A 26,349-nucleotide genomic window follows, 5' to 3' on the forward strand; every position below is an offset into this window, starting at 1 on the left:
ATATGCCTTCAAATTCACTAATTTTGAAGTGAAAGTGATAATCTTAAAAAACTCAATTCTTGCAGAATTATATTGAACAATTGAACGAAGCTCAGCGCGAGGCTGTTTTGCAAAAAGACGGTCCTATGATCGTGATTGCTGGCGCCGGATCTGGAAAAACGAGAGTACTGACCTACAGAATTGCTTACTTGATGAGCGAAGGTGTAGATTCCTTTAATATTCTGGCGCTTACCTTTACCAACAAGGCTGCAAGAGAAATGAAACACAGAATTACCGAAATCGTTGGCCCCGAAGCTAAAAACTTGTGGATGGGAACTTTTCATTCTGTTTTTGCTAAAATTCTAAGATTTGAAGGCGATAAACTAGGTTTTCCTTCCAATTTTACCATTTATGACAGCAATGATTCTCAGCAGTTGATAAGAACCATCATCAAGGAAAAGAACCTCGATAAAGACATTTATAAATACAAGCAAATTCAATCGAGAATTTCATCTTTCAAAAACAGCTTAATCACTGTAAAGGCTTACCATCAAAATCCAGAACTGCAAGAAGCAGATGCAATGGCAAAGCGTCCGCGTATGGGAGATATTTATCAGGAATATGTGGAGAGGTGCTTCAAATCTGGCGCCATGGATTTTGATGATTTATTATTGAGAACCAATGAATTATTGACTCGTTTTCCGGATGTGCTGGCCAAATATCAGCAGAAGTTCAAATACATTTTGGTAGATGAGTACCAGGATACCAACCACTCTCAGTATTTGATTGTAAGAGCATTGAGCGATCGTTTTCAGAACATTTGTGTGGTAGGCGATGATGCGCAGAGTATTTATGCCTTCCGGGGAGCAAATATCAATAATATTTTGAATTTCCAGAAGGACTATGATGATGTCAAATCTTATCGACTAGAACAGAATTACCGTTCCACCAAAAATATAGTAGAAGCAGCCAATTCTATCATCGAAAAAAACAAAACCAAACTGGACAAAGTGGTCTGGACTCAAAATCTGGACGGCTCCAAAATTCATGTCAACCGACTTATCAACGATGCTGAGGAAGGCCGGTTTGTGGCGAGTTCGGTGACCGAAAAACGAATGCAGGAAGGCGCCAAAAATGGTGATTTCGCCGTTTTATATAGAACCAATGCCCAAAGTAGAGCCATTGAAGATGCTCTGCGCCGCAAGGATATTCCTTACCGTATTTATGGAGGATTGTCCTTTTATCAGCGTAAAGAAATAAAAGATGTTCTGGCTTATTTACGCCTGATCATAAATCCAAAAGATGAAGAGTCTTTGAAACGGGTCATCAATTATCCTTCTCGAGGAATTGGACAAACCACCCTGGATAAATTGACGCTGGCAGCCAATCACTACAAAAGGACGATTTTTGAAATTATTGAAAACATCGCAAAGCTGGATCTCAAAATCAATAGAGGGACTCAAACCAAGCTTGTCAATTTTGTAAATATGATCAAGAGCTTTCAGATTCAGAATGAGAAGCTGAATGCTCTTGAGATCACGGAAATCGTAGCCAAAAAAACAGGATTACTACAGGAATTCAAAAAAGACGGCACTCCCGAGGGTATCGCCAGAATTGAAAACATAGAGGAACTCTTAAATGGTATCAGTGATTTTGTGGAAGGACAGAAAGAACTGGTGGATGCCACAGGGTCTCTTTCGGAATTTATGGAAGATGTGGCTTTAGCCACCGACCTTGACAAAGAAACTGCAGACGAAGACCGAGTGGCTTTGATGACGATTCACCTGGCCAAAGGGCTGGAGTTTCCGTACGTGTACATCGTCGGGCTTGAGGAGGACCTTTTCCCTTCTGCCATGAGTATGAACACCCGGTCTGAACTGGAAGAGGAGCGACGTTTGTTTTATGTGGCTCTAACCCGTGCCGAAAAGGAAGCCTATTTGACCTATGTGCTTTCCCGTTACCGCTGGGGAAAGTTGATAGATGCTGAGCCTAGCCGATTTATTGAAGAAATAGACGACAAGTATCTGGATTATATGATACCCAAAGATGATTATCGCTATAAATCCTTGATCGATAAAGATATTTTTGATGAGGTGGACAAAAGCAAACTGAGGCAGACCAAGCCTTCTAAAGGAACTCCACCACCAAGTCATAAACCTTCGGAACAGCAGTTAAAGCGACTTCGAAAAATAAAACCTGAAGGAGAAAATCCAAACCCTCAACGCGCTAAACCCATTCAGCTCGATGCCGGACAGATTGTTGAGCATACCCGATTTGGTCAAGGAGAAGTTATAAATGTAGAAGGTGCTGGTATGGATAAAAAAGCCTCCATAAAATTTGAAAATGGAGGGGTGAAGAACCTCATCTTAAAGTTTGCTAAGCTTAAAATTATCTCTTAATGTTATCAGTCACTAAGCTTATTGTTGCCTTACTCTCTATTTTCAGTATTATACTGTTGAGTTTTACTTTTTTTATAGATCAGGATTCAGAATTAAATCAACTCATCCAATATTATGATTTTGGATTGTGTATGGTTTTTTTATATGATTTTTTTGTTCAGTTGTATAAACGGAAAAAGCGATGGCGATATTTTTTTACCTATGGCTGGCTGGATTTACTTTCCTCCATCCCTGTCATTTCTGAATTTAGATACATCAGAGTCTTAAGAATTTTCAGGATTTTGAGAATTATAAGATCCTTAAATATGCTTTACAGATTCATAATCACCAACAAAAAAGCAAGTCTTTATGGTTTAATTGTTTTTGTTTCGACTATTATTTTAATCTTAAGTTCTACTCTAGTTCTTTACCTCGAACAAGATGTAGGTAACATCAAAACTGCTGAAGATGCTTTGTGGTGGAGTTATATCACTATTACCACCGTAGGCTATGGCGATTATTACCCTGTGACCAATCCCGGAAAACTTGCGGCCAGCATATTGATCCTTAACGGTATTGCGATTTTTGGTGCCATCGTATCTTACATTACTGATAAAGTAAATACAGTCAAAAAAAGATCATCCATAAATCAATAATTTTGTAAATTAGAGTTCTATAATACTTGAAACTATGGCAGAACTTATCAGACTTTACGAAGAAAATCCTTCAGAAAAAGAAATTAAACGCATCGTTAAAGTTTTAAAAGATGGAGGCTTGGTTATTTATCCAACCGATACCGTTTACGGACTTGGCTGTGACATCAACAATACCAAAGCCTTAGAAAAAATTGCACGTTTAAAGGGCGTAAAACTCGAGAAAGCGAATTTCTCGTTTGTATGTGAAGACCTGAGTAATCTTTCTGAATATGTCGCCCAACTGGATTCGGCAACATTTAGAATCCTTAAACGCAATTTACCAGGTCCTTACACCTTTATTCTCCCAGGAAATAATAATCTACCTACCGTTTTCAAAAAGAAAAAAACAGTAGGCATACGAGTTCCTGATAATAAAATTGCCCAACTGCTGGTGCATCATTTAGGTAATCCTATCATTTCAACATCTATAAAAGATGATGACGATGTCGTGGAATATACCACCGACCCTGAACTCATTGTGGAGAAATGGGACAAGCTTGTAGATGTGGTTATAGACGCTGGTTATGGCGACAATATGGCTTCTACCGTGATTGACTTAACACAACCTCAACCAGAGCTTATTAGGCAGGGAAAAGGATCAGCAGATATTTAGTCCTAGGTAACTCAATCTAAAAGAGTAGACAAGGATTAATGGAGTCTAATCAATTGAAGTAAATCAATTTCCACAGGCCTGTTCTGCCGCAATACTCAATAAAAAACGGCAACTTGTTACAGTTGCCGTTTTTTTTATCGTCATTTTTTAATTGAGTTATAGAGTAGGCTTATCCACAAAAGGCCTTTCCTCGCGGTTGGCAATCTCCCAGGCGGTAAAAAATACCAACTTAGCTCGCTTCTCTAGAACATCGTATTCGATTTTTTCAGCAGTATCTGTAGGTTTATGATAGTCTTCATGAACCCCATTAAAATAGAAAATAATTGGAATATCAAATTTGGCGAAGTTGTAATGATCACTCCTGTAGTAAAATCGGTTAGGATCATTTTCGTCATTATAAGTGTAATCAAGATCCAGATTGGTGTAGCTAGAGTTAGCTTCCTCAGAAATATTATGGAGTTCTGTACTCAGCTTATCGCTGCCAATCAGATAAATATAATCAGAATCCTCTTGGTGAGCTTCATCCACTCTACCTATCATATCCATATTCAGGTTAGCAACCGTATTGTCTAACGGATAAATAGGATTTTCGGTATAATATTTAGATCCCAAAAGTCCTTTTTCTTCGCCGGTCAAATGTAAAAACACGACAGAACGTTTAGGTCTGTAGCCTTCTGAAACTGCTTTTTGGAAAGCTTCAGCTATTTCCATCATGGCCATAGAACCGGAACTTCCATCATCTGCGCCATTATAAATTTTACCATTTTTAATGCCTTCATGGTCGTAATGCGATGTAATTACTAAGTATTCTTCAGGTAATTCGCTGCCTTCAATAATGGCAATTACGTTTTCACTAGAATTAAACCTACCCTTGAAGAAAGAAGAATCTATGGTTTGAAAATAAGGCTCATCTTCAGAAGACCCCCCTTGAATATTCAGACTGTTGTAATAATTCTTAAGGTATTGAGCCGCTTTTTTCTGTCCTTCCTGACCTGTTTCTCTCCCTTCAAATTCATCTGAACTGAAGGTATACAGGTAATCGCTCAATTCTGAAGAGGTAATCGATTGGGAAAATCGTATAGGATCCACTTCGGTGACATCTTTCTTTTGGGATTTGCAGCCTACGAGGCTTAACGCTAAAACTAAAGGTAATATTATTTTTTTCATGTATGATTTGTTTACTGCTAAAATACTAGGAAAACCGCTGACTTTGAAGTATTATCATCAAAAATCTTTATTTTGAATTTGTACATAATTATTTTTATGCCCGGCGATACATTTCTTTAAGCTATCAGGTCATTTAAACCTCCAGTCTTGAGGCATGATTTAATCATGATTTCAAATTAATCTATAAGTTTAGCTTTAAAATTTAAAACGCTATACACCCAGAATTGCTTAAAACAAGGGTCAAAATAATTTTATAAAAACAAGGACGAATAATTTTGAGAAACCAAAAAGCTTAGTATATTTGCAACCGCTAAAGAAATCCATGTAAATGGATTCCGGAGAAATGGCAGCCCCGATAGTAATCGGGAGGTCAAACATCCGAAAAGGACTGGAGAAATGGCAGAGTGGTCGAATGCGGCAGTCTTGAAAACTGTTGAGGGTCACACCTCCGGGGGTTCGAATCCCTCTTTCTCCGCAAAAGGAAAACCCACAACGAAAGTTGTGGGTTTTTTAATGTCTAATCACGTCAAAAGCAAGGCTTTTGTAAGGGGTTGGACATTTAAAAAACAAAGTAAGCGTTAGCTTGCTTAGGTTTTACATGCTTGTTCAGGATACCCTTTCGGGGATCAACGCAGTTAATCCTCTTTCTCCGCAAAAGGAAAACCTACAACGAAAGTTGTGGTTTTTTTAATGTCTAATCACGTCAAAAGCAAGGCTTTTGTAAGGGGTTGGACATTTAAAAAACAAAGTAAGCGTTAGCTTGCTTAGGTTTTACATGCTTGTTCAGGATACCCTTTCGGGGATCAACGCAGTTAATACTCTTTCTCCGCAAAAGGAAAACCCGCAACGAAAGTTGTGGGTTTTTTAATACCCTAAATTTCCTATTTTTAGTTTATGAATTGCTTTGTTTACATTTTATATTCAAAATCGGTTGATTTATTTTATGTAGGTGCAACCCATGATGTTAATAAAAGACTCCAGAGGCATAATACTGGGTTAGAAAATTTTACTAAAAAATATATGCCCTGGGAATTGGTATGGTTTACAAAAAAGCCAAACAAAGCTGAAGCTTTCAAGCTTGAAAAAAAATTGAAAAACTTATCCAAAAGTCGTAAACGGGAGTTTATAAAAAAATATTCGAATGATGACGAAGCCTAGCTTGTCATCACACTGACCGAAGCGTCAGTGTCCCTCTTTCTCCGCAAAAGGAAAACCCACAACGAAAGTTGTGGGTTTTTTAATGTCTAATCACGTCAAAAGCAAAGCTTTTGTAAGGGGTTGGACATTTAAAAAACAAAGTAAGCGTTAGCTTGCTTAGGTTTTACATGCTTGTTCAGGATACCCTTTCGGGGGATCAACGCAGTTAATCCTCTTTCTCCGCAAAAGGAAAACCCACAACGAAAGTTGTGGGTTTTTTAATGTCTAATCACGTCAAAAGCAAGGCTTTTGTAAGGGGTTGGACATTTAAAAAACAAAGTAAGCGTTAGCTTGCTTGGGTTTTATATGCTTGTACAGGATAACACTTTTGGGATCAACGCAGTTAATCCTCTTTCTCCGCAAAAGGAAAACCCACAACGAAAGTTGTGGGTTTATTGGTTTCTAAGTTCCTCAGAAGTAATCTGTTTTAAGGTCATAATGAAGATGCACAGCTTTGAATATAGCTAAATGTTAGTGTTCACATCCTTCATTTCTTATTCATTCCACAGATCTGGTATAAGCTCATAACCAGTAGCACCTAAAGGTTTTTGATTGTAAGGCTGCAATTTCCCGGTATGTACCTCATACACTCGTTTTGCTGTTTTTTTGATGGCCTCCACCATATGCGGATACGGCCGATCGGTGACATCTACGATGCCACAGTTATAATTTTCGCCATCATAACGTCTTCCGGTTAAGTCCTGATCGGCCCATTGAAAATAAGCGACGCCAATTAAGCCAGGATGATTGAACGCCTGCTCTGTATAATATCTATAGGCGACACCCCGCTCTTCTTGATTTTTAACCTGCACCAAAGCCTGAGCCATCCCTCTATTGACTGTTCCAGAATGATATTCTCCTATAAGCATGGGTAAACCTGTCACTTCACTTATTCTGTCCATGGTTTCTCTGGGAGGAACCACTTCATAAGCGTTGAAACTAAATACATCGAAAACACCTTTACATATATTTAGGATTTCGTCCTCTGGAACCTCTCCAAAACGTATTCCTAAAGTGAGGTGATTGGGGTCATATTTTCTTACTGAAGCTTCCACGGTTTGGAGAAATGTTTTAAACGTATCAAAAATAAATGCCTTACGCCTTTCAGGCGTATCTCCTTCTGCCAGATAATTCACTAAAGCCTGTTTTATAGGCTTATCCTCATCTTCTGCAAGGATCAAATCACATAATCTGGATTCCTGACCTAACCATGAGGGTTCATTGCTGGTAAAATAACCTATCAGCCATTTGTTATCCTTGTAAGGGAAAACCGTCTTCTTCACAGCTTCTTCAGTTTTCCTTTGAAAATCAGGAGCATATACATCGACAAGTCCCATAACTCCTTCATTTATACCAAGTCCGGAAAGTTGCAGCATAAATGGTTTTTGATTCATATCTATAACCTTTTTACTACTCCAGTTGGCTATGGTATTAATCCCCCAGTTAGACATTCTGTCTATTATCATTTCTCTGGATTTAGCAGGATAATCCTCTCCAAAGCGGCGATGCAAATTCCATGTCCCAAAGGATACTGAATTAGGATTTTCCGGATCGTATCCTACACCTTCAGGAGGTAATTTCTTTATGAAATTTGAAGTTTCACGCTGATCCAGTCTATTCACTTGCCCCCCATTACCTGGCGCTATACAATCTACGCCAAGAGACAAAAATTGATAGCCCTCTGGATCCACAAACCACCATTTGCCGTTTACTTTTTGTGTTCTAAAAAAACCTGTAGCTTCTACTTTTGCATTCAGGTAGCCACCATATGTTGAATAATTAAAATCTTCCTTTTTACTTAAGTTTGTTTCTTCAGTTTCCCAGGCTGTTTTTAACTGATCCAAGGATTTAATTTTCTCATCAAAGTCCAAGAGGTTAGATTGACCAAATTCATCGACGACAGGTGTTTCTCCAAGGTATTCATCACCGGGATCCTCTTTGTGTAAACTTATGGAACGCAACTCAAAGTAGGGGTTTCCAATGGGAGCATGCATTCTGATGCCGATAGAATCCACCCCTTTTAGGGGGCCACGCTCACCTCCCAGATTAAACCAGCCGGTATACCGAGGCTGATTCATAGTTGCTGCGATATCATTTGCCGCGTCGGGGAGCTGCCTGTAAAACCTAAGAGGAATCGCTAGTTTTATCCATCCCCCGGGAGCATAGCTCATGACCCGAAGATCATTATAACCTGAATCTGTCGTGAATCCAATTTGAAATCGCTGTGGAGTACTCATCATCATTTCAAGCAACACATAATTATAATCACTCCAGTCTGACTCAAGTTCAGGGTTTATATCCCGAAGTGCAAATTTTTCACCTGATACTGTTTTAGTACTATCGAAATCAACTTTAAAGGTTTTGCTTTCAGATTCATCACATCCTAGAAATGATATGCAAGCCATGGTAAGGATAGCCATAGAAGATAAGAGTTTTTTTCTAAAATTGCTTTGAGCTTTATTCATAAGTTTATTTTTAATTCTTGATAATTAAGTGTACGCGTTTAAATCACTTACAATCAATTCAACAGCTTATTTTAAATTTTCTTTTGCTTTCAATTTTTTATTTAATCCTCGATAATATCTAAAATACTCCCACCTATATTTAAGATTAACCAAATCCATTTTTATTGTATTTTAGACGAATAATATGACTTGTAATTTCATACCTTAAATAACTCCTATGCATTATATTCTTTTTTATAAATCTGTTGACAATTATATTGAAAAAAGAGCTCCTTTTCGACAAGAACATCTAGAATTATTAAAAACCGCAAATGAGCAAGGTACTTTAGTCATGGCTGGTGCCTTTTCAGAACCAGCTGATGGTGGGGTTTTTATTTTTAAAACAAATGATCCCAGTGTCGCCGAAAACTTTGCCAAAAACGATCCTTATGTCAAAAACGGATTGATTACCGAGTGGAAGATTCGCCCCTGGACTGTGGTGATAGGCGGGTAAATAGTTGATTAATTACTCGACGGCTTTTTGCAACAACCGCATCACATCGTCGATTTTTGAATTGTCGATCCAGCGGGTGACCACAAGCAAATCGTTTTCTTCATCGATTATGATATAGTTCCCTCCAAATCCTGCAGCAAAGTACACTTCCTCAGAAACTCCTTCCCAGGCTTCCTGGCTATTGTTCCACCACAAATAGCCATAGTCTGATTTGGCCTGAGAAGATTCCTGGACACTTTTCACCCAGTTTTCTGAGATCAGTTGCTTATCCTTCCATTTTCCATTTCTCAGGAATAATAACCCAAATCTAGCATGATCTAAAGAATTGATAAATATGCCACCTCCAAAATGTCCGCCGCCACTCACAGACTGCATTTGTAAACCGTCTACATTCACGTAAGAATTATGGTATCCCAGCCATCTCCAGGTTGTAGAAGCCCCAATAGGGTCCATGATTTCCTCTTTTAAGACTTGTGGTAGTGGTTTTCTCCACACCTGAAGCAGGGCATAAGCCAGGACATTGACCCTTACATCATTGTATTTGTAATGAGTTCCAGGTTCATACAATTGTCTTGCTCTCCAGTCGTCGATAGTGCCCTCTCTTGGCGGGCGGTCTGCCCAATCGTCAAGTCCAAACTGTTGTCCAGACCAGTCTGAAGACTGAGTTAATAAATGATCCCAGGTTATCTTTTGATTATGTTCCCCATCAAACGTCCCATCCCAGACATATTTGTGAGTTTTATCGTTTATACTATGAATTAACTTACGATCTAAAGCCAATCCAGCCACAGTAGATAGATAGCTTTTAGCTACACTGAAGGTCATATCTACTCTGTCGACCTCTCCCCATTCCGCCACGATATAACCGTCTTTAATCACCAAGCCAGCTGGGCCGCCTCTTTGTTTGGTTTCTCCGAGAATTTCAAAATTTGGCTCTCTGGAAAAAGCTTCTAGTATAGCGATTCTTAAATCTCTATTGACTGAATTTTCATTACCAGAAGCGATAGTCACAGCACTATCTAATAAGACGGGATTCATTTTTAAAGCGGTAGCCGATTTTCTTTCCCAGTCTTGACTTGGATAATATTGTCCAAACACGATGTTTGACCAAAAAAACAAAACACAGGTGAGCGTGAATAAAATTTTCATGTTGGATATTTTATGATTTGATAAGTTGTAAATATCCATAAAATCCGAACTACCGCAGAGCAAGTTTAATAATTTTTATATTTCGCTAATAAATGTATTGTAGATTAGAATCAGGCTAAGTTTAAATGGGTTTTATTTGAGGTAATGGATCCGATAAAAATTATATATTGAAATTTGAAATCTCTTACATTAAAACTGCGTTGATGAAAAATCAAAACCATCTTTTTAGCCTTCCCGAAAACTTACATTATCTCAACGGTGCTTATATGTCTCCTAATCTAAAAGCAGTTGAGCAGGCTGGAATTGAGGGCGTCTTAAGAAAATCTGACCCTACCTCTATAAAAGAATCCGATTTCTTTGAGCCGGCTCTGGAGATAAAGTCACTGTTTGGAAAATTAATTAACAGCCCTGCTTCCCAAAATGCGCTAATTCCCTCTGCCTCTTACGGATTGATTAATGCCCTGCGCAATGTCCCCTTCAGAAGCGGGCAGTATGCCATCATGGTCAGTGAAGAATTTCCTAGTGATCACCTTGCTTTGAGAAAAATCTGTCAGGACCAAAAGGCTGATCTTAAGGTGTTACCTCCTCCGGAATTTATAAAAGGAAGGACTTTAAAATGGACCGAAGATATAATCGAAAGCATCACTGAAGAAACTGCCGTTGTGGCGATGTCTTCTATTCATTGGATGCAGGGCCTGAAATTCGATTTGAAGGCCATAGGTGAAAAATGCCGGTCAACCCACACGTATTTTATCGTGGATGGCACTCAATCTGTTGGCGCTTTGCCCATGGATGTTCAGGAATTCAACATAGATGCATTGATATGCGCTTCTTATAAATGGCTCCTCGGACCCTACTCTTCGGGCTTAGCCTATTATAGCGAAAAATTTAACCAGGGCGAACCCATTGAACATTCATGGATGACTCGAAAAGACAGCCATGATTTCGACAAACTCACCAGTTATCCTGAGGACTACGGAAGCGGAGCCATGCGCTATAATGTGGGAGAGTTTAGCAATTTTATCGCCCTCCCTATGCTGAAAGCTGCCCTGGAACAAATTCTGAAATGGAAGGTGGAAAACATTCAAACCTATTGCTTTGAATTGCTTGAGCCCTTAAGAGCATTTCAAAAAAGAAAAGGCCTGGAGATGGAAGATGAGATCAACATGAGTTCACATCTGTACGGATTGTTTCTACCTGAAAGCCTGCTTACCCCAAAACTGAAAAACGACTTTAAAACCAATAACATTCACGTGTCTACCAGGGGTAATTTCATCCGGGTTTCGCCTCATGTTTATAATACCGTCCCTGATATAGAAGCATTTATAAAGGTTTTGGATACACATTTATGAATAAAATTATTGATTGTATTTATGATTACTGAAGAGCAACCTCTTTATATAAATTACTAAAAGCCTAAATTTTAGCTCACTCCCAACTCTTCATCACACACTAAAATAAGTTTTCAAAATTTTCAGTAAATCATCAATACAAACTGGATGTTCAGGTCTACATAAAGTCTTAAGAAATGTATCGCAGAGCATCAAACCAGTTAAAGGCAAAATCAGAATAAAACATAAGAGTAAGAAGATATTAAGTCAATACCGTTAAGTAGTAAAAAGCAGAGATTAATATCCTCATAAAGTAAGATTAAAAACTGTAGCTTTAACTGAGTTTTCTATAGAACTATTTGATATTCAGAGCTTAGTTTAAGATATTAAATCCGGACAGATGCAATTCAAAAAATTGACCAGTGAAAAGCCTTTTGATGTGGCCGATTATGTGCACGACTATTATGCGCTTTATCCCTATGAAAAGCTCAACCTATACTTGGGTTGCGATAGTCAAAACCGCTTACGGACGACTTATGCCACCACCCTGGTCTTTAATGTTTCAAAAACAGGCTGTCATGTGATTTATCGCAAGGAAGTGATGCCCTTGATTGCCGATATGTGGACCAGACTCTGGGGAGAGACAGAACGTTCGGTAGAAACTGCGCTTTATCTGCGCGAGAAGGGTATTGAGATCGACACCATTGATCTGGATTACAATGTGAATCCCAAATTCAAATCCAATACGCTGGTTACAGCTGCGGTGGGTTATGTTGAATCCTTAGGCTTCAAAGCAAGAATAAAACCCGATCTTCTTCCTGCCGTCTATGCCGCTGATCATATTGTGGGATAAAGAAGAGCTTTACACCAAAAAAAATACGGTCTCTTATTTCACTATTTTAAAGAACACTCTTTGATACTAAGACAAACCCCTGAAAAGGGCTTAAAACGACTTGTGTTCTAAATTTTTGGTGACTTGCCCGCCTGTTCCATTCGGACGGGGGCAAGGCTTACCATTGTTGGTAAATGTTGTTTAAGTTGGTCGATAGAATTAATTAGTGACAAGCTTTGGCAAAATACCGTTTAATTGACTTAGATCTATTGGTTTGACTAAATAGTTATTTTTCAATCCATATTTTTCAGCTCTTTGAATATCATCTTCATGATTTGAACTTGTTAAAATATAAATAGCACCACCCTGTTCTATAGGTATTTGAGTGAATTCATCCAGAAACTTCCACCCATCCCAAACAGGCATATTTAAATCCAAAAATATAATTTGGGGCAATTTTTCATTATTCAGAAACATTGCTTTTAGTGAAGTATATGCTTCTTTTCCATTCTTATAAGCCAATGTTTTTTCAACAAATCCGGAAAGTTCTATATACTTCCTCGTTATAAACAATTGCACTGGATCATCTTCCACAATACACGCTAAATCTATTTTTTTCATTTTGGTAAGGTTATTTTAAAAACTGTACCCACGTTTACTTCACTTACCACTGCTATTTTGCCACCCATGCTTTCTATTTGGTTTTTAGTTATGAACAATCCTACGCCTCTGGATTCATCGTGATCATGAAAGGTTTTGTACAAGCCAAAGAGTTTGTCACCATGTTTTTTTAAGTCTATGCCCTGACCATTATCTTCAAAAGATACACTTACCATGGATTTTTCCATATTTGCTTGAATCTTCAAATAACTCGCTCTTTCTTCGCTTCTATATTTAATGGCATTTGTAATCATATTCAGGAAAATACTATCAAGATAAGCAGGAATAGCTTTGACTGACAGATCCTTTTCAACAGTGTTGATGATTTCAATATCGGTCTGTTGTATTTGCATGCTCAGGCTGTCTATATTTTTTTGTAACACCTCATAAATACCAATTTGGGCAGTGTCGCTTTGCGACAAATTAACTTTTACAATCTCATTTAAATCATTTACCGTTTGCGTCAGGTTCTCGACTCCATTTCTAAGATGACTGATTAATTCATGCTTCGATACTTCCGGAAATTCCATTTGAAAAAGCTGAATAATTCCGGAAATTCCAGAGCTATGAGACCGCAGGTTGTGCGAAACAATATGAGCAAAATTGCGAAGTCTTTCATTTTGTTCATTTGTAATGTCGAGCAGCGATTTGATCTCTTTCTCAACTTTTTTCAAATCACTAATATCAGTACCTACACCCAAGTATCCTACAATTTCATCATGGTCTTTTATGGTATTGACAGAAAGCAAAACAGGAAAGCTAGTTCCATCTTTACGGATATAAGTCCATTCTTTTGTATTTGATACACCAATTTTGGTTTCATATACGAAGGTTTCAAACCCCTTTATTTCTTTGTTGTACTTTTTAGATAGTTCTTCACTCTCTCTTTCCACCTCTTCAGTCAGATGAATAAGTTCCGGATGAGGTTTACCTATAACTTCCTGTGTTTTGTACCCGAGTTGCTTTTCAGCACCAGAGTTGAACAAGGTAACTGTACCCTCTTTATCCGTGGCAATAATGGAAACCTGTTTGCTTGCGTCCAGGATAGCTTGCAAGCTGGAGATTGCTTCTTGCAGTTTTCTTTGTGACTCTTTTTCATTGCTAATGTCTATTATTTGCGAAATAAAATAGAGCACGTTACCCTGCTTATTCTTTACCACAGATACTGCCAATAGGATATGAACTATATGTCCGTCTTTATGGAAGTAGCGTTTTTCCATTTGATAATGATCCCTTTTGCCTACCACAAGTTCTTTCAAAAGTCCCAAGTCTGTATCTAAATCATCAGGATGTGTCATATCTTGAAAGGTAAGTTCGAATAACTCCTCTTGCGTATACCCAACCATTTCACAGACCTTGGCATTTGCTTTTAGCCATTTTCCATTTTCATCCATTAAAGCCATTCCAATGGCAGCGTTTTCAAAATTTCCTCTGAAAGCCTCTTCACTGATACGGAGCTTCTCTTCTCTTAGCTTTCTTTCGGTAATATCTTTATGAGTACCATACATCATCAAAGGCTTTCCGTCATGTGTCCATTCAAAAACTTTACCACTGTCATAAACCCATACCCAATGACCGTCTTTATGCTTCATGCGGGTTTCAAACTTATAGTATTCTGTCTCTTTCTCAAAACAAGCATTGAGTCTGCGCTCGGATTCTTTAAGATCTTCAGGGTGTGCCAATTTCATCCAGGTCTCAATACTGACAGGAGCGAGTTCTTCCAGGGTATAGCCCACGATTTCTGCCCACCGTTCATTAAAGACGGTTTCACCTGTTTGTACATTCCATTCCCAGGTGCCCACATTGGTACCTTCGATTACAGATTTAAATCTAATTTCACTCTTCTTTATATTGGTGATATCCTGAAAACTGCCAATGAGTTTATCACCGACTTTTTTGCCGGTGGCTCTCACCCATATTAGCCTTTCTTTGGCGGTGATCAATTGACATACTAGGTCGTAAGATTTGCCATCTACACTGCATTTTGTTATAGCCTCCAAAACTATAGGTCTGTAATCAGGGTGATAAAATTCTATTGCTTTTGCTTTGTTAGGATTAAAATCCTTAGGTACTTCATGGATTTTATATACCATATCAGTCCAGGTAATTTTGTCAGACGCAATATCCAATTCCCATATGCCCAATTCATTCGCTTCTTGTATATACTCAAACAACTCATTCTTCTTATCTAGTTCTTGGTTTAGATGGTTTAATTCATTTTTTGGCATTTCAGAACTTTTCATAAGGTGATTATGTTTTCAAAATGTTGTCCAACGGGCTTATATAAGTATTTGTAGAGGGTAAACAGACGCAAGTTTTTTAGATTAACAATTAATACCATCACTAGCATCACTTATCACAATCTTTAATTCTTGAACCAAAGTTGAAATGATAATAGAAGCTAAAAGTAGAAAGAATTTTTCAGATTAATTAAGTTTAAGTTAGTATTTGTTGAACTCAGTAAATCTTAACTGTAAATATTGTTCATAAAATAACCTATTACAATAGTATATATTAAATAAATATGATTCGAGGAAACATGAAACAGCAAGAAGACTCAGAGAAGAAACCGAGACCAACCTACGAACAACAGAGGGAAATAAGGACTTATCCACCTTACTGGCAGGGTACACTGAACGAAGCCGTTCAGCCAGGGGAGTCAGTAAAAGAAGTGTACGAGAGACTAAAAGACTTCGAGGACATGATATAGATATTCCTTTGAACAGAGACTGTTATTTGCTCCTAACATTTTTATATAAAATAATTTAATAATTAAAAAAAGTCTCCCTTTTTTATTGCAAAAATCATATCTCAATTTAAAGATAGTGCTTGTGGATTTCGAATTTCTTGGAAATAAAAAAGCCCTTCCTGTTGGGAAAGACTTCTAGCGGTTTACTTTTCTAAACCTAAGAATGCTGTTACACATTCACAACACAATCCCCAATGCTTTGGGGATGACAGGCAGGTTTCCAATAAAAATTATTCATTAGTTTTAAATTTATCAATTTCATTCAATGGTGTTTGGATTAAACTTTGAATCTGAACTTTGCTATATTTCTTCAACTTTCGTTCACGTATTAAAGCTTGTTTTTTCTCTTGAAATGATTGGAGAAAAACCAAAACCCACGGCCCTTTGTTCCCTGTGAATCGACCTAAATTTTCATTGTGCTCTTTAAGTCTTTCTAAGGGTCGAGTAGAAAAACCCTTATAGTAAATATCATTTTCAAATGAATAAATGATGTAAACAAAGTAAAACATGTCTTTTTAAAATATCTAAATTTAAAAAGATTTCGAATTTCTTGGAAATAAAAAAGCCCTTCCTGTTGGGAAAGACTTCTAGCGGTTTATTTTTCTAAACCTAAGAATGCTTTTACACATTCACAACACAATCCCCAATGCTTTGGGGACGGTCTGGAACCCCAAAGGATTGGGGTCAAGCCTGACTCGAACTCGTCCCCAATGCTTTGGGGATGACAGGCAGGTTTCCAATAAAAACTATTCATTAGTTTTAAATTTATCAATTTCATTCAATGGTGTTTGGATTAAACTTTGAATCTGAACTTTGCTATATTTCTTCAACTTTCGTTCACGTATTAAAGCTTGTTTTTTCTCTTGAAATGATTGGAGAAAAACCAAAACCCACGGCCCTTTGTTCCCTGTGAATCGACCTAAATTTTCATTGTGCTCTTTAAGTCTTTCTAAGGGTCGAGTAGAAAAACCCTTATAGTAAATATCATTTTCAAATGAATAAATGATGTAAACAAAGTAAAACATGTCTTTTTAAAATATCTAAATTTAAAAAGATTTCGAATTTCTTGGAAATAAAAAAGCCCTTCCTGTTGGGAAAGACTTCTAGCGGTTTACTTTTCTAAACCTAAGAATGCTGTTACACATTCACAACACAACCTCTTAATAAAATTTCCAATCTCGTGGAAATTAAAGCGGTCTGGACGAGACTCGAACTCGCGACCCCCTGCGTGACAGGCAGGTATTCTAACCAACTGAACTACCAGACCGTTGCTTAATTGCGAGTGCAAATATAAGCCCAATTTTTAATTACACAAACATGTTTGATGAAAATAATTCAACAAAAAAAGACTTTAAGACTTTAGGTTCTGTTTTTCAACTAAGTAAGTCGATAATATTTTTTCAAAATTAGTTCGAATATCTGCTTCGACGTATCTTATCCTGTATTTAGCACAGGTCAGCTTTACTTCCCGGATGAATTCTGCCATCTTTTCAACGTATTCTTTCTGAATCTGATGCGTATGTAAGTCGATTTTGGCTCCAGTCTCTAGATCAAAAAATCGCTTTGGTGTTTCGTCGAATTTGAAATGCACCTCTGTTTGATGATCTAAGGTGTGAAATAAGACCACCTGATGCTTATTGTACTTGAGATGTCTCAGAGCTTCAAACAAGTCGGCCCGTGGCAAATCAGGCTGCAGTAAATCGGTAAAAAGAAAAATAAGAGAACGGCGTTTCAGCTTTTCAGCGATTTCATGTAAAAACTGATACGTATTGGTTTTTGAACTCTGCTGCGGCGTATTGATGCACTTTTCAAGTTCACTGTAAATCATATTATAATGCAAGCCACTCCCCTTTTCTGTAGCCTGAAACCTTAACTCTTCATCATAGACAGATAATCCCACAGCATCTCGCTGTTTGTTGAGCAGCTGCATAATAGCCGCTATGGAAAGGGCTGAGAAACTCAATTTGTCCAAATTGGCTAACGATGGTGACTTAACTTCAGGATAATACATAGAAGCCGATTGGTCTAAGATAAAATGACACCTCAAGTTGGTCTCCTCCTCAAATTTTTTGGTGTAAAGTTTGTCCGTTTTAGCATAGAGCTTCCAGTCAATATGCCTGGTGCTTTCTCCTGTATTGTATAGCTTATGCTCGGCAAATTCAGCAGAATAGCCATGAAATGGGCTTTTATGTATTCCAGATATAAACCCTTCTACTACCTGTGAAGCTAGTAAAGGGAGATTGGTCAATTTAGAATCTCGAAGTACAGTTTTAATGTCCATGGTAAACACTCATAAAAAAGGCCTGGTACAAACCAGGCCTCGAAGTTTAAAAATCTTTATTGTAAGTTACAATACATTATCAATTGCTTCTTTATAAGTTTCTTTTTGTGCGACACCAACTTGACGGTTGACCATTTCCCCGTCTTTAAATAAAAGAACGGTTGGTATGTTTCTTACACCATATTTGGCTGCAAATTCTTGATTTTGATCAACATCCATCTTAGCTACAACGGCTTTGCCTTCATACTCTGTGCTTAATTCCTCAATGATTGGCCCTACCATTCTGCAAGGTCCACACCATGCTGCCCAAAAGTCAACAAGTACGGGTTTATCGCTTTCTAGAACTTTTTCTTGAAAATCTTTATCTGTTATTTCTAATGCCATAATTATATGTTTTATGCAAAATTAGGTTATGTATGGGAATAAAGAACTTAATAATATATTAATTAATCTTATTTAAGAATTAGGTAGGTTTATTTTAATAGGTACGCCATTTAATATTACAGCCCATACTTGGCTTTTGAACTTTAGGTACTGCTCTATTATTTAAGAGAGCATCCAAAGCTTCTCTCATACTTCTCCCCGATGTCGGTATGCCATTTTTGGGTCTTGAATCATCTAGTTGACCTCTGTAAACTAAGCTTAAAGCTTCATCAAACACAAAGAAATCTGGAGTACATGTCGCCTGAAAGGCTCTGGCTACTTCCTGGGTTTCATCATATAAATACGGAAACGGATAATTGAGCTGTCTTGCGGTTTTAAACATTTCCTCAGGATGGTCCAGCGGATAAGCTTTTACATCATTACTGGAAATAGCTATAAAGCTAAATCCCAGTATTCTATAATCATTGGCAAACCTCACAATCTCCTCGTTCACATGTTTTACATAAGGACAGTGATTGGAGATAAACATAATCACAGTTCCTTTATCCCCTTTGAGCTGCTGAAGTGTATAAATGGATCGCGATATAGAATCTGGAAGTTCAAAATTTGGAGCTTTGGTTCCGAGATCCAACATACTGGATGAGGTTAATGACATTTTGCTAGTATTTATTGAGTCAAATTTAAACAAAAAAAGCTACCGTTTCCGATAGCTTTTTAATCAAGTTGCCTTAAAAAATTATTTTTTCTCAGGTTTTGTTTCCTTTGCAGGCGCATTTACTTTTTCGGTAAGCTCGTAGGATAAAGATGACTTGTCGAACGTCATTTTACCAGCACCTGTCTCCAGGATTACCGCATCAAGTTTTTCACTCAAATCTGCAACTTTCCCGTGTAAACCACTTTTGGTAACTACTTTATCTCCACGTTTTATAGATTCAATAAAGCTTTTTTCTTTTTTCTGTTTTTTCATTTGAGGCCTTATCATAAAAAAATAAAGCACTACAAATATTAAAACTAACGGTAATAAACTTCCTATTTGATCCATATATTATTGTCTTACTGGAGATCCAGCATTGTTATTTTTTGGGTTCACAAAAGCTTTAATTCTGATAGTTTCTCTACCAGACTCTGTGTTAGTTACAATCCTAACTGCTTTCATTTGTTGATTGGGTTTACCTCTGGTGTTGAACTTAACTAACATCTCCCCACTTTCACCTGGTGCAATTGCGCCTTCAGTCCAAGTAGGAACTGTGCAGCCACAACTAGCATTAGCATCAGAAATAATAAGCGGAGCATTACCAGTATTGGTAAAGGCAAATGTATGTTCTACAATTTCTCCTTCTTCTACAGTGCCGAAATCATGAACTTCTTCTTCAAATTTCATCACTGGAAAATCCTGTTCCTGAGCATCTCGTTGCTCTGCTATTTCTTTTTTGGATTCGTCGACTTTGTCTGCAGCCTTGTTTTTACAAGCTGATAATGACAATGTTGTTATAACAACTAAAGCTAACATTAACTTTCTCATGAGTAACTAATTTTAATTTAAAACCAAAAATATGACAATTTCGCCAATTACATTAAGCCTCTGCCTACTTTATTAATTTTTCCATTGGATTGGTATTCTTTGGAGACCGTATCCAAAACACCATTTATAAACGTACTGCTTTTGGGAGTACTATATTCCTTGGCAAGTTCTAAGTATTCATTAATAGTAACTCTCACAGGAATAGAAGGGAATTTTATAAATTCACACAAAGCCATTTTAATAAGAATACTATCAATTTCTGCAATTCTATCTTGATCCCAGTTAGGAGTTTTGTTTCTAGTGATTTCAGAAAACTCCTCATCAGCAAGTAGAGTTTTGGTAAATAACTCTCTGGCAAAGTTTTCATCCTCTACATTTTTATAGAGACGGGGTATGTTTAGAACTTCATCACTTTCTTTTTGTTTCTGCAAAAACTTTAACAAAGTGGTGTTTACAATAGGAAAATCATCTATCCAGGTCAGGTTATGATCTTCATAATAATCATATAAATCATCATTGGGGGCGATAATCTTTTTGAAAATATCCACAACAAACTCTTTGTCTTCCTTAAAACTTGACGTCTCCGTAAAAATATAGTCTGAATAAATATCTGACTCCAAAATTTTGTTCCAAATCAAAATTGGATATTCATCATCCCTGGACCAATGGTTAAGTTTTTTGCTTTCCACAAGTTCACTCAAGGCATTGGAGTTTGCGATTCTGTGAAGCAGTTGATTATTGATAAACTTCTTATTAGGATTTTTCTCTTCTTCTGTAGCCAGGAATTTCTTCTTCACAATCTTGTAATAGTCTTCGGCCTGACTCCTAATGTTAACCAAGAGTTCCAAATTGAGTAAAAAAAGATTGTACATATCTTCTGTGCTCTTTTTTAAAAATTTCTCTTCGGCTTGCATGGAGTCTTTACTGCCCTGATGGAAAGCATACAAAGATTGCATCACTTTTGCACGAATATGTCTTCTTGTTAGCATGTGTAGGTTCTAAAATTGTAGCGCAAAAATAATATTAAAAAGAAGAGTTAGAAGCCTATTTCGATTTTTTTAAAAACAAAATGAGATTAGCCGAAGTCCTTGTTATGAATATATTTAAACTTTTGTTATATCAAAAGGCAATTCAGTCTTTTGATTACATTTGCAACTTCAAAGTGAAATGTGGATGAAGGCTCTACTAAGTCTAAATAAATACTTATATAAGTACCGAGGCAGGTTACTTCTTGGTTTTATAATTACCATTGGTGCACGTGTCTTTGCAGTTTTTACACCTCAACTTATCAGAAATTCTACAAACGCCATAGAGGATTATGTAAATGGTAATGCAACAGATATAGCAGAGGTTAAAGAAGAATTACTTATCAATATCGGTCTTATTATTGGTGCAGCTTTAGCTTCCGCAATTCTCACATTCCTGATGCGTCAAACCTTTATAGTCGTTTCCAGATATATAGAATATGACTTAAAAAATGAAATCTATACGCAATATCAAAACCTATCTATTGATTTTTATAAGAGAAACAGAACTGGAGATTTGATGAACAGAATTTCTGAAGATGTCTCAAAAGTTAGAATGTATGTAGGACCAGCCCTGATGTATGGCGTTCAAACGCTTACGCTTTTTGTTGTCGTGATCTATTTTATGATAGAAGCCGCACCAATGCTCACCTTATACACTTTAGTTCCTTTCCCTATACTTTCTTTTGCTATTTACAAACTTAGTGTCGCCATCAACAAAAGAAGCGCGGAAATTCAGCAGTTTCTTTCCCATCTCAACACCTATACTCAGGAAAGTTTTAGCGGTATCGCCGTGATTAAATCCTACGGAATTTTAGGCCGTTTCAATTCTGATTTTGAGAAATTATCTAACGAGAGCAAAGAGAAAAATATCAGCCTGGTAAAAGTTGAAGCCTTTTTCTTCCCCCTTATGATTTTATTGATAGGTTTTAGTAACTTGTTTGTCATCTATTTTGGTGGTATGCAGTATATCGATGGCAAAATAGAAAGCGTTGGAGTTATTGTAGAGTTCCTGCTTTACGTCAATATGTTGACCTGGCCTGTGGCTTCTGTAGGCTGGATTACCTCCATGGTGCAACGGGCTGAGGCCTCACAGGAACGCATCAATGAATTCTTGAGTGAAACACCAAATGTCAAAAATAATTCGCCAAATTCTTCTGAATCTATCAAAGGAGAAATCGAATTTAAAAACGTCAGTTTTACTTACGAAGACACAAATATTGTTGCCCTAAATAATGTCTCCTTCAAAGTGAAGAAAGGAAAAACTTTGGCTATCATGGGTAAAACAGGATCTGGAAAATCTACCATTCTGGAATTGACAGGACGCTTATATGATGTAGACCAGGGTGAAATTCTAATTGACGGTAAACCTATTGAAAGTTATAATCTTGATGGCTTAAGACAGCAGCTGGGCTACGTGCCACAAGATGCTTTTTTGTTTAGCAGTTCTATACGAGACAATATTAAGTTTGGTAAAGCAAATGCTTCAGAAGAAGACATCATCAATGCAGCTAAAAACGCTGCTGTTCATGATAATATTATTGAATTCAGTAAAGGTTATGACACCGTACTTGGAGAGCGTGGCATCACCCTCTCAGGAGGTCAAAAACAACGGGTCTCCATAGCTAGAGCAATTATAAAAGACCCACAAATCGTGTTATTCGACGATTGCTTATCTGCTGTTGATACAGAAACAGAAGAAGAAATATTTAATAAACTCAACAAAATCTCTAACAACAAGACTTCAGTCGTTGTGAGTCATCGCGCCTCTTCCGCAAAAAACGCAGATCATATCATCATCCTGGAGGAAGGTGAAATTTTAGAGGAAGGAAATCATACCGAACTTATCGCTCAAGGTGGTTACTATAAAGACTTGTATCAAAAACAACTTTCAGAAAAAGAAAATTGAAAATTGATTTGCATTTTTGATTTTTTTTAAGACTTTTGAACAAATGTTATTTTAATCATATTTAATAAAGAAATTATGAGTGACCAAGGATCGATGAAGAACGAAGACATTTTCTCGAAAGTGATAAGAGCTGGAAGAAGAACTTATTTTTTTGACGTAAGATCTACCAAAGCAGATGATTATTATCTGACTATAACGGAGAGTAAAAAATTTACCAACGATGATGGTTCTTTCTTTTACAGAAAACACAAGATTTATTTATACAAAGAAGATTTCGAAAACTTTAAAGAAGCTTTGGAGGAAACTACCAACTTTATCATCGATAAAAAAGGGGAGGAAGTCATTAGCGAACGTCATCAAAAAGACTTTACAAAACCTTCTGAAGTTGAATCTGATGGATCAATTCAAACAGAATCTGCAGACAAAACAAGCGCTACAGCTTTCACCAATATAAGTTTTGACGATATATAAACATTAGATTAAATAATTTTTAAAATCTACCCTAAGATTTTAATTAGGCATCAGTAACGGTGAAATCTATTATTTTCACTAAAGTGTAGATGTCAATTTACGGCACAAAAAAACCCGCAAATGAAAGTTTGCGGGTTTTTTTGTGCCTCTAATAAATTTATTTAATCGTAATATCTTTATAATAGCTTCTGCCCTTAGTGTTGACAGCAATTGAATAGTTTCCTGATGGAACTTCAGAAAAATCTAAGGTTTTGCTAAATACCGTATCACTATTTTCTAGATTAAAAATGACCTGTCCTTTTTTGTTTAGAACTTTAAACTGAGCCGGTTGCATGGTTGAATTGACGAAGGCTACTTTTACTTTTTTGGAATTAGGCTCCATGAGTTGAAAATGAGGCTTAAAAGCAACTTCAGAATTTGAGACTCTGATTCCTGACTTTGTTTTGAAAATAGTTTTAGTAGAAGTCATATAAGTGTCTTCCAATGAAAGGGAATAGGTGCCATTTGGAAGGTCTTCAAGACTTATATGTCTTGTATAGGGCTGAGATAAAGATTGTTCCTTAAACAGAACCTCACCATTACTGTCCTTAAAAATAAGCTGATCTGATGTTTGGAGGTTGCTTATTTTGATATTCAAAATTTGGTCTGACTTGACTTCAACTTCAAAATTTTCTGTAGCTAAAGTTGCAAAGCTGGTTAAAAAAACTAGTGTAATCGCTAATGTGTTAATAAATTGTCTCATAATTAATGTATCTAAGTTAATGTTCATTTTTCTTTTAAACTTACGAGACAAAGTTAAGGGGCAACATCGAATGATTTAAGTTCAAAATAAACACAAAGATGTGCTATATTAACCAGTAATTCGTATTTTAATATTACATTATTAAAATATGAAACATATTAGAAGTTTTAATACCTTTAAAAACTCTATTTAAAAATTGTGAATTCAATCCTTTAAATGCCTTTTTATGAACAAAAATGCAAAACCTGTACTTGAGAAGCTAGCGCCAAACTTCGGAAATTCTTTTACTTATAAACAGTTCAATACCAACAATCAAAACAATAGTGATAAGTTTTGGCATTACCATCCAGAGCTGGAATTGGTTTATGTCAATGAAGGTTCTGGAAAATTGCTGGTAGGCAGTCATGCTTCATTTTATAGGAATGGAAATTTAATTTTCATAGGCTCCAACTTACCCCATTGTGGCTTCACAGATACTTTAGAAAAGAATCAACAGGAAACCGTAGTACAAATGCTACCGTCATTTTTAGGGAAGTCATTTTTTGAAATCCCTGAACTCAAAAACATCAAAAAACTTTTACAGAGAGCACAATATGGTATTGTTTTCCATGGAGAAGCAAAAAGGGAAATTGGTCACAAAATAGAGGCCTTAGAGACTGCTCCTCCAGTAGAGCGACTTATAGGTTTACTTGAGGTTTTTAATATGATGGAAAAAACCAAAAATTATACCTTGCTAAATGCCAATGGATTTCTACTGGAAGCTAAACTAGAGGACAATCAACGTATCAATTTAATTTTCAATTTTGTGCAGCAGGAATTTCGGCGAAGCATTACTTTGGATGAAATCTCAGAAAAAGTGAATATGACAAAGCCAGCTTTCTGCAGATATTTCAAAAAAATTACCAGAAAAACCTTTACCGATTTCGTGAATTCATACAGAATTACCCATGCTGCAAAAATGCTACATGAAAAGCAGATAAGCATCTTAGATGTATGTTATGAAAGTGGTTTCAATAATTTCAGTCATTTCAATAAGAAATTTAAAGCCTTTACTGGCCGCACGCCCACTCAGTATAGAAACGAACTTAATTATTCTGTATCCAAAAAATTTTAATAGGATTCCTAATCAGTTTTACCTTTATGGATCCCTTTAGTTAATTGATACTTCAAATTAATATTCTTTAATTCTTTTTCTGATAACTCCAGACCGCTAAAAAATTCATAACTAAAGCATATATAAAAGTCTTCATAAAAATGACACCAGTGTCCTTAAACGTAGAGCCTTTAAGCATAATCATGCGCATAATCTCTACAAAATAAGCTACAGGATTGAGCTGTGTTAAGTTTTGTGCCCAAACTGGCATACTTTCAATTGGGGTAAATAAGCCACTCATTAAAATGAAAATCACTACAAAAAACCAGGCAATAAACATGGCTTGCTGTTGAGTGTCTGTAAAGTTGGAGATAAACAAGCCCATTCCCAAAATCACCAAGAGATAAAGGCTGGTATAGGCATAAATCAGCAAAGTACTCCCAAGCATTGGAGTGTTAAAAACCAACTTAGCTATGAGCAATCCAATACTTAGCAATACCAATCCAATCATCCAAAATGGAAATAACTTGCCTACAATAAACTGCCATTTTTTAATTGGTGTGACATTGATTTGTTCTAAGGTACCTATTTCTTTTTCCCGCACAATATTCATACTAGAGAGAAACAAGGTCAACATGGTGATGATGAGAACCAAAATTCCAGGAACCATCAACGTCTTATAATTCAAATTTTGATTGTACCAAAATGAAGTCACACTCTCTATGCTTGAATAGTTCAGACTTTGTTGAGCTGGGTTGTAACTTTCTAACTGAATAGTTTTATTAAAATTTGAAATGATTTTTTGGATATATACATTCTGGACTCCAGCTGTAGCACCATCTATTGCATTTATTCTTACAGCAACTCTTGGATGACTGGCATTTTGAATATCTTTTTCAAAATGATTTGGGATTTCTAGAACTAGATCCACCTTGTCCTTTAGTATGGCTTCTTCAGCTAAAGCAGGTGATTCAAAATAAACAGGATTTTCAAAATACGAAGACCCTTTTATATGCTCTATCAATTTTCGAGAAGAAAGACTTTTATCATAATCTATATAAGCCACTTGAATATTATCCACCTCATAAGTAGCAGCATTCGATAAAATAATAAGCTGAAGTAAGGGCAACACAAAAATGATAGGAAGCATTGCTTTGTTCCTAAAGATTTGTTTGAATTCCTTTCTTATGATAATGAATACAATTTTCATGTCT

25 protein-coding genes and 2 tRNA genes are annotated in these 26,349 nt (G+C 36.6%); 11 read left to right on the top strand and 16 right to left on the bottom strand.

The window, feature by feature from the left end; translation table 11 throughout:
• The first annotated feature begins 59 nt into the window (after window positions 1–59).
• The 3 genes from LB450_RS06980 to LB450_RS06990 are packed head-to-tail and all read left to right on the top strand — an operon-like array spanning window position 60 to window position 3,665.
• Window positions 60–2,378, top strand: coding sequence for an ATP-dependent helicase (locus LB450_RS06980; protein WP_224487180.1), 2,319 nt, complete (start codon window positions 60–62; stop codon window positions 2,376–2,378).
• A complete protein-coding gene (locus LB450_RS06985) occupies window positions 2,378–3,013 on the top strand; it encodes a potassium channel family protein (protein ID WP_224487181.1) in 636 nt (211 codons plus the stop codon). The genes LB450_RS06980 and LB450_RS06985 overlap by 1 nt, the downstream gene beginning before the upstream one ends.
• A gap of 34 nt (window positions 3,014–3,047) precedes the next feature.
• Window positions 3,048–3,665, top strand: a complete 618-nt coding sequence (locus tag LB450_RS06990; protein WP_224487192.1) for an L-threonylcarbamoyladenylate synthase — start codon at window positions 3,048–3,050, stop codon at window positions 3,663–3,665.
• Between the two features lie 156 nt (window positions 3,666–3,821).
• Here LB450_RS06990 and LB450_RS06995 read toward each other — a convergent pair whose 3' ends face one another.
• Window positions 3,822–4,832 carry a M28 family metallopeptidase gene (locus tag LB450_RS06995; protein WP_224487195.1) on the bottom strand — a complete coding sequence of 337 codons (1,011 nt, stop codon included), beginning with the start codon at window positions 4,830–4,832 and terminating at the stop codon, window positions 3,822–3,824.
• A gap of 390 nt (window positions 4,833–5,222) precedes the next feature.
• On the opposite strand from LB450_RS06995, the gene LB450_RS07000 reads away from it, so the two are divergent.
• Together LB450_RS07000 and LB450_RS07005 are read left to right on the top strand one after the other, a co-directional pair.
• A tRNA-Ser gene (locus tag LB450_RS07000) sits at window positions 5,223–5,307 on the top strand.
• 419 nt (window positions 5,308–5,726) lie between these two features.
• Window positions 5,727–5,990 carry a GIY-YIG nuclease family protein gene (locus tag LB450_RS07005; RefSeq protein WP_224487197.1) on the top strand — a complete coding sequence of 88 codons (264 nt, stop codon included), beginning with the start codon at window positions 5,727–5,729 and terminating at the stop codon, window positions 5,988–5,990.
• 533 nt (window positions 5,991–6,523) lie between these two features.
• On the opposite strand, the gene LB450_RS07010 is transcribed toward LB450_RS07005, so the two are convergent.
• The gene (locus LB450_RS07010) at window positions 6,524–8,494 is read right to left on the bottom strand and encodes a hypothetical protein (RefSeq protein ID WP_224487199.1); all 1,971 of its coding nucleotides are present in this window, start codon (window positions 8,492–8,494) and stop codon (window positions 6,524–6,526) included.
• Window positions 8,495–8,711: 217 nt separating this feature from the next.
• Between LB450_RS07010 and LB450_RS07015 the strand changes: the two genes are divergently transcribed.
• Window positions 8,712–8,987 (top strand): YciI-like protein, encoded by a 276-nt coding sequence (locus LB450_RS07015; RefSeq protein WP_224487200.1) that lies wholly within the window; start codon window positions 8,712–8,714, stop codon window positions 8,985–8,987.
• 12 nt (window positions 8,988–8,999) lie between these two features.
• Here LB450_RS07015 and LB450_RS07020 read toward each other — a convergent pair whose 3' ends face one another.
• Window positions 9,000–10,136: a serine hydrolase domain-containing protein gene (locus LB450_RS07020; protein ID WP_224487202.1), complete on the bottom strand. Its 1,137-nt coding sequence runs from the start codon at window positions 10,134–10,136 to the stop codon at window positions 9,000–9,002.
• Window positions 10,137–10,339: 203 nt separating this feature from the next.
• On the opposite strand from LB450_RS07020, the gene LB450_RS07025 reads away from it, so the two are divergent.
• On the top strand, window positions 10,340–11,488 hold the full coding sequence (locus tag LB450_RS07025; RefSeq protein WP_224487204.1) for an aminotransferase class V-fold PLP-dependent enzyme: 1,149 nt from the start codon (window positions 10,340–10,342) through the stop codon (window positions 11,486–11,488).
• A 379-nt stretch (window positions 11,489–11,867) separates the two neighbouring features.
• Complete coding sequence (locus LB450_RS07030) at window positions 11,868–12,320, top strand: ribonuclease H-like YkuK family protein (protein WP_224487205.1); 453 nt, start codon at window positions 11,868–11,870, stop codon at window positions 12,318–12,320.
• A gap of 198 nt (window positions 12,321–12,518) precedes the next feature.
• Here LB450_RS07030 and LB450_RS07035 read toward each other — a convergent pair whose 3' ends face one another.
• The 11 genes from LB450_RS07035 to nusB form a co-directional block, all read right to left on the bottom strand.
• On the bottom strand, window positions 12,519–12,920 hold the full coding sequence (locus LB450_RS07035; RefSeq protein ID WP_224487207.1) for a response regulator: 402 nt from the start codon (window positions 12,918–12,920) through the stop codon (window positions 12,519–12,521).
• Window positions 12,917–15,202 (bottom strand): PAS domain-containing protein, encoded by a 2,286-nt coding sequence (locus LB450_RS07040; protein ID WP_224487209.1) that lies wholly within the window; start codon window positions 15,200–15,202, stop codon window positions 12,917–12,919. Before LB450_RS07040 ends, LB450_RS07035 begins: the two co-directional genes overlap by 4 nt.
• Before the next feature lie 736 nt (window positions 15,203–15,938).
• A complete protein-coding gene (locus LB450_RS13820) occupies window positions 15,939–16,217 on the bottom strand; it encodes a GIY-YIG nuclease family protein (protein WP_224487211.1) in 279 nt (92 codons plus the stop codon).
• A gap of 237 nt (window positions 16,218–16,454) precedes the next feature.
• The gene (locus tag LB450_RS13825; protein WP_224487211.1) at window positions 16,455–16,733 is read right to left on the bottom strand and encodes a GIY-YIG nuclease family protein; all 279 of its coding nucleotides are present in this window, start codon (window positions 16,731–16,733) and stop codon (window positions 16,455–16,457) included.
• Between the two features lie 168 nt (window positions 16,734–16,901).
• Window positions 16,902–16,975 (bottom strand) — tRNA-Asp (locus LB450_RS07055).
• An 84-nt stretch (window positions 16,976–17,059) separates the two neighbouring features.
• Window positions 17,060–17,989 carry a DUF58 domain-containing protein gene (locus LB450_RS07060; protein ID WP_224487213.1) on the bottom strand — a complete coding sequence of 310 codons (930 nt, stop codon included), beginning with the start codon at window positions 17,987–17,989 and terminating at the stop codon, window positions 17,060–17,062.
• 66 nt (window positions 17,990–18,055) lie between these two features.
• The gene (gene trxA / locus LB450_RS07065) at window positions 18,056–18,373 is read right to left on the bottom strand and encodes a thioredoxin (protein WP_224487214.1); all 318 of its coding nucleotides are present in this window, start codon (window positions 18,371–18,373) and stop codon (window positions 18,056–18,058) included.
• A 94-nt stretch (window positions 18,374–18,467) separates the two neighbouring features.
• On the bottom strand, window positions 18,468–19,028 hold the full coding sequence (locus LB450_RS07070; protein WP_224487215.1) for a thioredoxin family protein: 561 nt from the start codon (window positions 19,026–19,028) through the stop codon (window positions 18,468–18,470).
• A gap of 81 nt (window positions 19,029–19,109) precedes the next feature.
• Complete coding sequence (gene yajC / locus LB450_RS07075) at window positions 19,110–19,415, bottom strand: preprotein translocase subunit YajC (protein ID WP_224487219.1); 306 nt, start codon at window positions 19,413–19,415, stop codon at window positions 19,110–19,112.
• A gap of 3 nt (window positions 19,416–19,418) precedes the next feature.
• A complete protein-coding gene (locus LB450_RS07080; RefSeq protein ID WP_224487220.1) occupies window positions 19,419–19,895 on the bottom strand; it encodes a DUF1573 domain-containing protein in 477 nt (158 codons plus the stop codon).
• A gap of 47 nt (window positions 19,896–19,942) precedes the next feature.
• Entirely contained in the window at window positions 19,943–20,884 is a 942-nt protein-coding gene (gene nusB, locus LB450_RS07085; protein ID WP_224487221.1) for a transcription antitermination factor NusB, read from the bottom strand.
• 184 nt (window positions 20,885–21,068) lie between these two features.
• Here nusB and LB450_RS07090 point away from each other — a divergent pair, with 184 nt between their 5' ends.
• Window positions 21,069–22,829 (top strand): ABC transporter ATP-binding protein, encoded by a 1,761-nt coding sequence (locus tag LB450_RS07090; RefSeq protein ID WP_224487222.1) that lies wholly within the window; start codon window positions 21,069–21,071, stop codon window positions 22,827–22,829.
• 75 nt (window positions 22,830–22,904) lie between these two features.
• Window positions 22,905–23,300, top strand: a complete 396-nt coding sequence (locus LB450_RS07095; RefSeq protein WP_224487223.1) for a PUR family DNA/RNA-binding protein — start codon at window positions 22,905–22,907, stop codon at window positions 23,298–23,300.
• A gap of 157 nt (window positions 23,301–23,457) precedes the next feature.
• On the opposite strand, the gene LB450_RS07100 is transcribed toward LB450_RS07095, so the two are convergent.
• The gene (locus tag LB450_RS07100) at window positions 23,458–24,042 is read right to left on the bottom strand and encodes a T9SS type A sorting domain-containing protein (protein ID WP_224487224.1); all 585 of its coding nucleotides are present in this window, start codon (window positions 24,040–24,042) and stop codon (window positions 23,458–23,460) included.
• Window positions 24,043–24,268: 226 nt separating this feature from the next.
• On the opposite strand from LB450_RS07100, the gene LB450_RS07105 reads away from it, so the two are divergent.
• On the top strand, window positions 24,269–25,156 hold the full coding sequence (locus LB450_RS07105) for an AraC family transcriptional regulator (protein WP_224487225.1): 888 nt from the start codon (window positions 24,269–24,271) through the stop codon (window positions 25,154–25,156).
• A 67-nt stretch (window positions 25,157–25,223) separates the two neighbouring features.
• Here the strand turns inward: LB450_RS07105 and LB450_RS07110 are convergent, their stop codons facing one another.
• Complete coding sequence (locus LB450_RS07110; RefSeq protein WP_224487226.1) at window positions 25,224–26,345, bottom strand: ABC transporter permease; 1,122 nt, start codon at window positions 26,343–26,345, stop codon at window positions 25,224–25,226.
• Between the last annotated feature and the right edge of the window lie 4 nt (window positions 26,346–26,349).

The organism is Psychroflexus curvus, from assembly GCF_020164585.1.
GTDB classification, from domain to species: domain Bacteria; phylum Bacteroidota; class Bacteroidia; order Flavobacteriales; family Flavobacteriaceae; genus Psychroflexus; species Psychroflexus curvus.

What these genes read in the sequence shown, in the direction of transcription:
- LB450_RS07095 (WP_224487223.1), top strand. Translation starts at nt 22,905, where the DNA reads ATGAGTGACCAAGGATCGATGAAGAACGAAGACATTTTCTCGAAAGTG.
- LB450_RS07010 (WP_224487199.1), bottom strand. Translation starts at nt 8,494, where the DNA reads ATGAATAAAGCTCAAAGCAATTTTAGAAAAAAACTCTTATCTTCTATG.
- LB450_RS06990 (WP_224487192.1), top strand. Translation starts at nt 3,048, where the DNA reads ATGGCAGAACTTATCAGACTTTACGAAGAAAATCCTTCAGAAAAAGAA.
- LB450_RS13820 (WP_224487211.1), bottom strand. Translation starts at nt 16,217, where the DNA reads ATGTTTTACTTTGTTTACATCATTTATTCATTTGAAAATGATATTTAC.
- LB450_RS07105 (WP_224487225.1), top strand. Translation starts at nt 24,269, where the DNA reads ATGAACAAAAATGCAAAACCTGTACTTGAGAAGCTAGCGCCAAACTTC.
- LB450_RS07060 (WP_224487213.1), bottom strand. Translation starts at nt 17,989, where the DNA reads ATGGACATTAAAACTGTACTTCGAGATTCTAAATTGACCAATCTCCCT.
- LB450_RS07005 (WP_224487197.1), top strand. Translation starts at nt 5,727, where the DNA reads ATGAATTGCTTTGTTTACATTTTATATTCAAAATCGGTTGATTTATTT.
- LB450_RS07070 (WP_224487215.1), bottom strand. Translation starts at nt 19,028, where the DNA reads ATGTCATTAACCTCATCCAGTATGTTGGATCTCGGAACCAAAGCTCCA.
- LB450_RS07090 (WP_224487222.1), top strand. Translation starts at nt 21,069, where the DNA reads ATGAAGGCTCTACTAAGTCTAAATAAATACTTATATAAGTACCGAGGC.
- LB450_RS07025 (WP_224487204.1), top strand. Translation starts at nt 10,340, where the DNA reads ATGAAAAATCAAAACCATCTTTTTAGCCTTCCCGAAAACTTACATTAT.
- LB450_RS07080 (WP_224487220.1), bottom strand. Translation starts at nt 19,895, where the DNA reads ATGAGAAAGTTAATGTTAGCTTTAGTTGTTATAACAACATTGTCATTA.
- LB450_RS07100 (WP_224487224.1), bottom strand. Translation starts at nt 24,042, where the DNA reads ATGAGACAATTTATTAACACATTAGCGATTACACTAGTTTTTTTAACC.
- LB450_RS13825 (WP_224487211.1), bottom strand. Translation starts at nt 16,733, where the DNA reads ATGTTTTACTTTGTTTACATCATTTATTCATTTGAAAATGATATTTAC.
- LB450_RS06995 (WP_224487195.1), bottom strand. Translation starts at nt 4,832, where the DNA reads ATGAAAAAAATAATATTACCTTTAGTTTTAGCGTTAAGCCTCGTAGGC.
- yajC (WP_224487219.1), bottom strand. Translation starts at nt 19,415, where the DNA reads ATGGATCAAATAGGAAGTTTATTACCGTTAGTTTTAATATTTGTAGTG.
- LB450_RS07015 (WP_224487200.1), top strand. Translation starts at nt 8,712, where the DNA reads ATGCATTATATTCTTTTTTATAAATCTGTTGACAATTATATTGAAAAA.
- LB450_RS06985 (WP_224487181.1), top strand. Translation starts at nt 2,378, where the DNA reads ATGTTATCAGTCACTAAGCTTATTGTTGCCTTACTCTCTATTTTCAGT.
- LB450_RS07030 (WP_224487205.1), top strand. Translation starts at nt 11,868, where the DNA reads ATGCAATTCAAAAAATTGACCAGTGAAAAGCCTTTTGATGTGGCCGAT.
- LB450_RS07020 (WP_224487202.1), bottom strand. Translation starts at nt 10,136, where the DNA reads ATGAAAATTTTATTCACGCTCACCTGTGTTTTGTTTTTTTGGTCAAAC.
- LB450_RS07035 (WP_224487207.1), bottom strand. Translation starts at nt 12,920, where the DNA reads ATGAAAAAAATAGATTTAGCGTGTATTGTGGAAGATGATCCAGTGCAA.
- LB450_RS07040 (WP_224487209.1), bottom strand. Translation starts at nt 15,202, where the DNA reads ATGAAAAGTTCTGAAATGCCAAAAAATGAATTAAACCATCTAAACCAA.
- LB450_RS07110 (WP_224487226.1), bottom strand. Translation starts at nt 26,345, where the DNA reads ATGAAAATTGTATTCATTATCATAAGAAAGGAATTCAAACAAATCTTT.
- trxA (WP_224487214.1), bottom strand. Translation starts at nt 18,373, where the DNA reads ATGGCATTAGAAATAACAGATAAAGATTTTCAAGAAAAAGTTCTAGAA.
- nusB (WP_224487221.1), bottom strand. Translation starts at nt 20,884, where the DNA reads ATGCTAACAAGAAGACATATTCGTGCAAAAGTGATGCAATCTTTGTAT.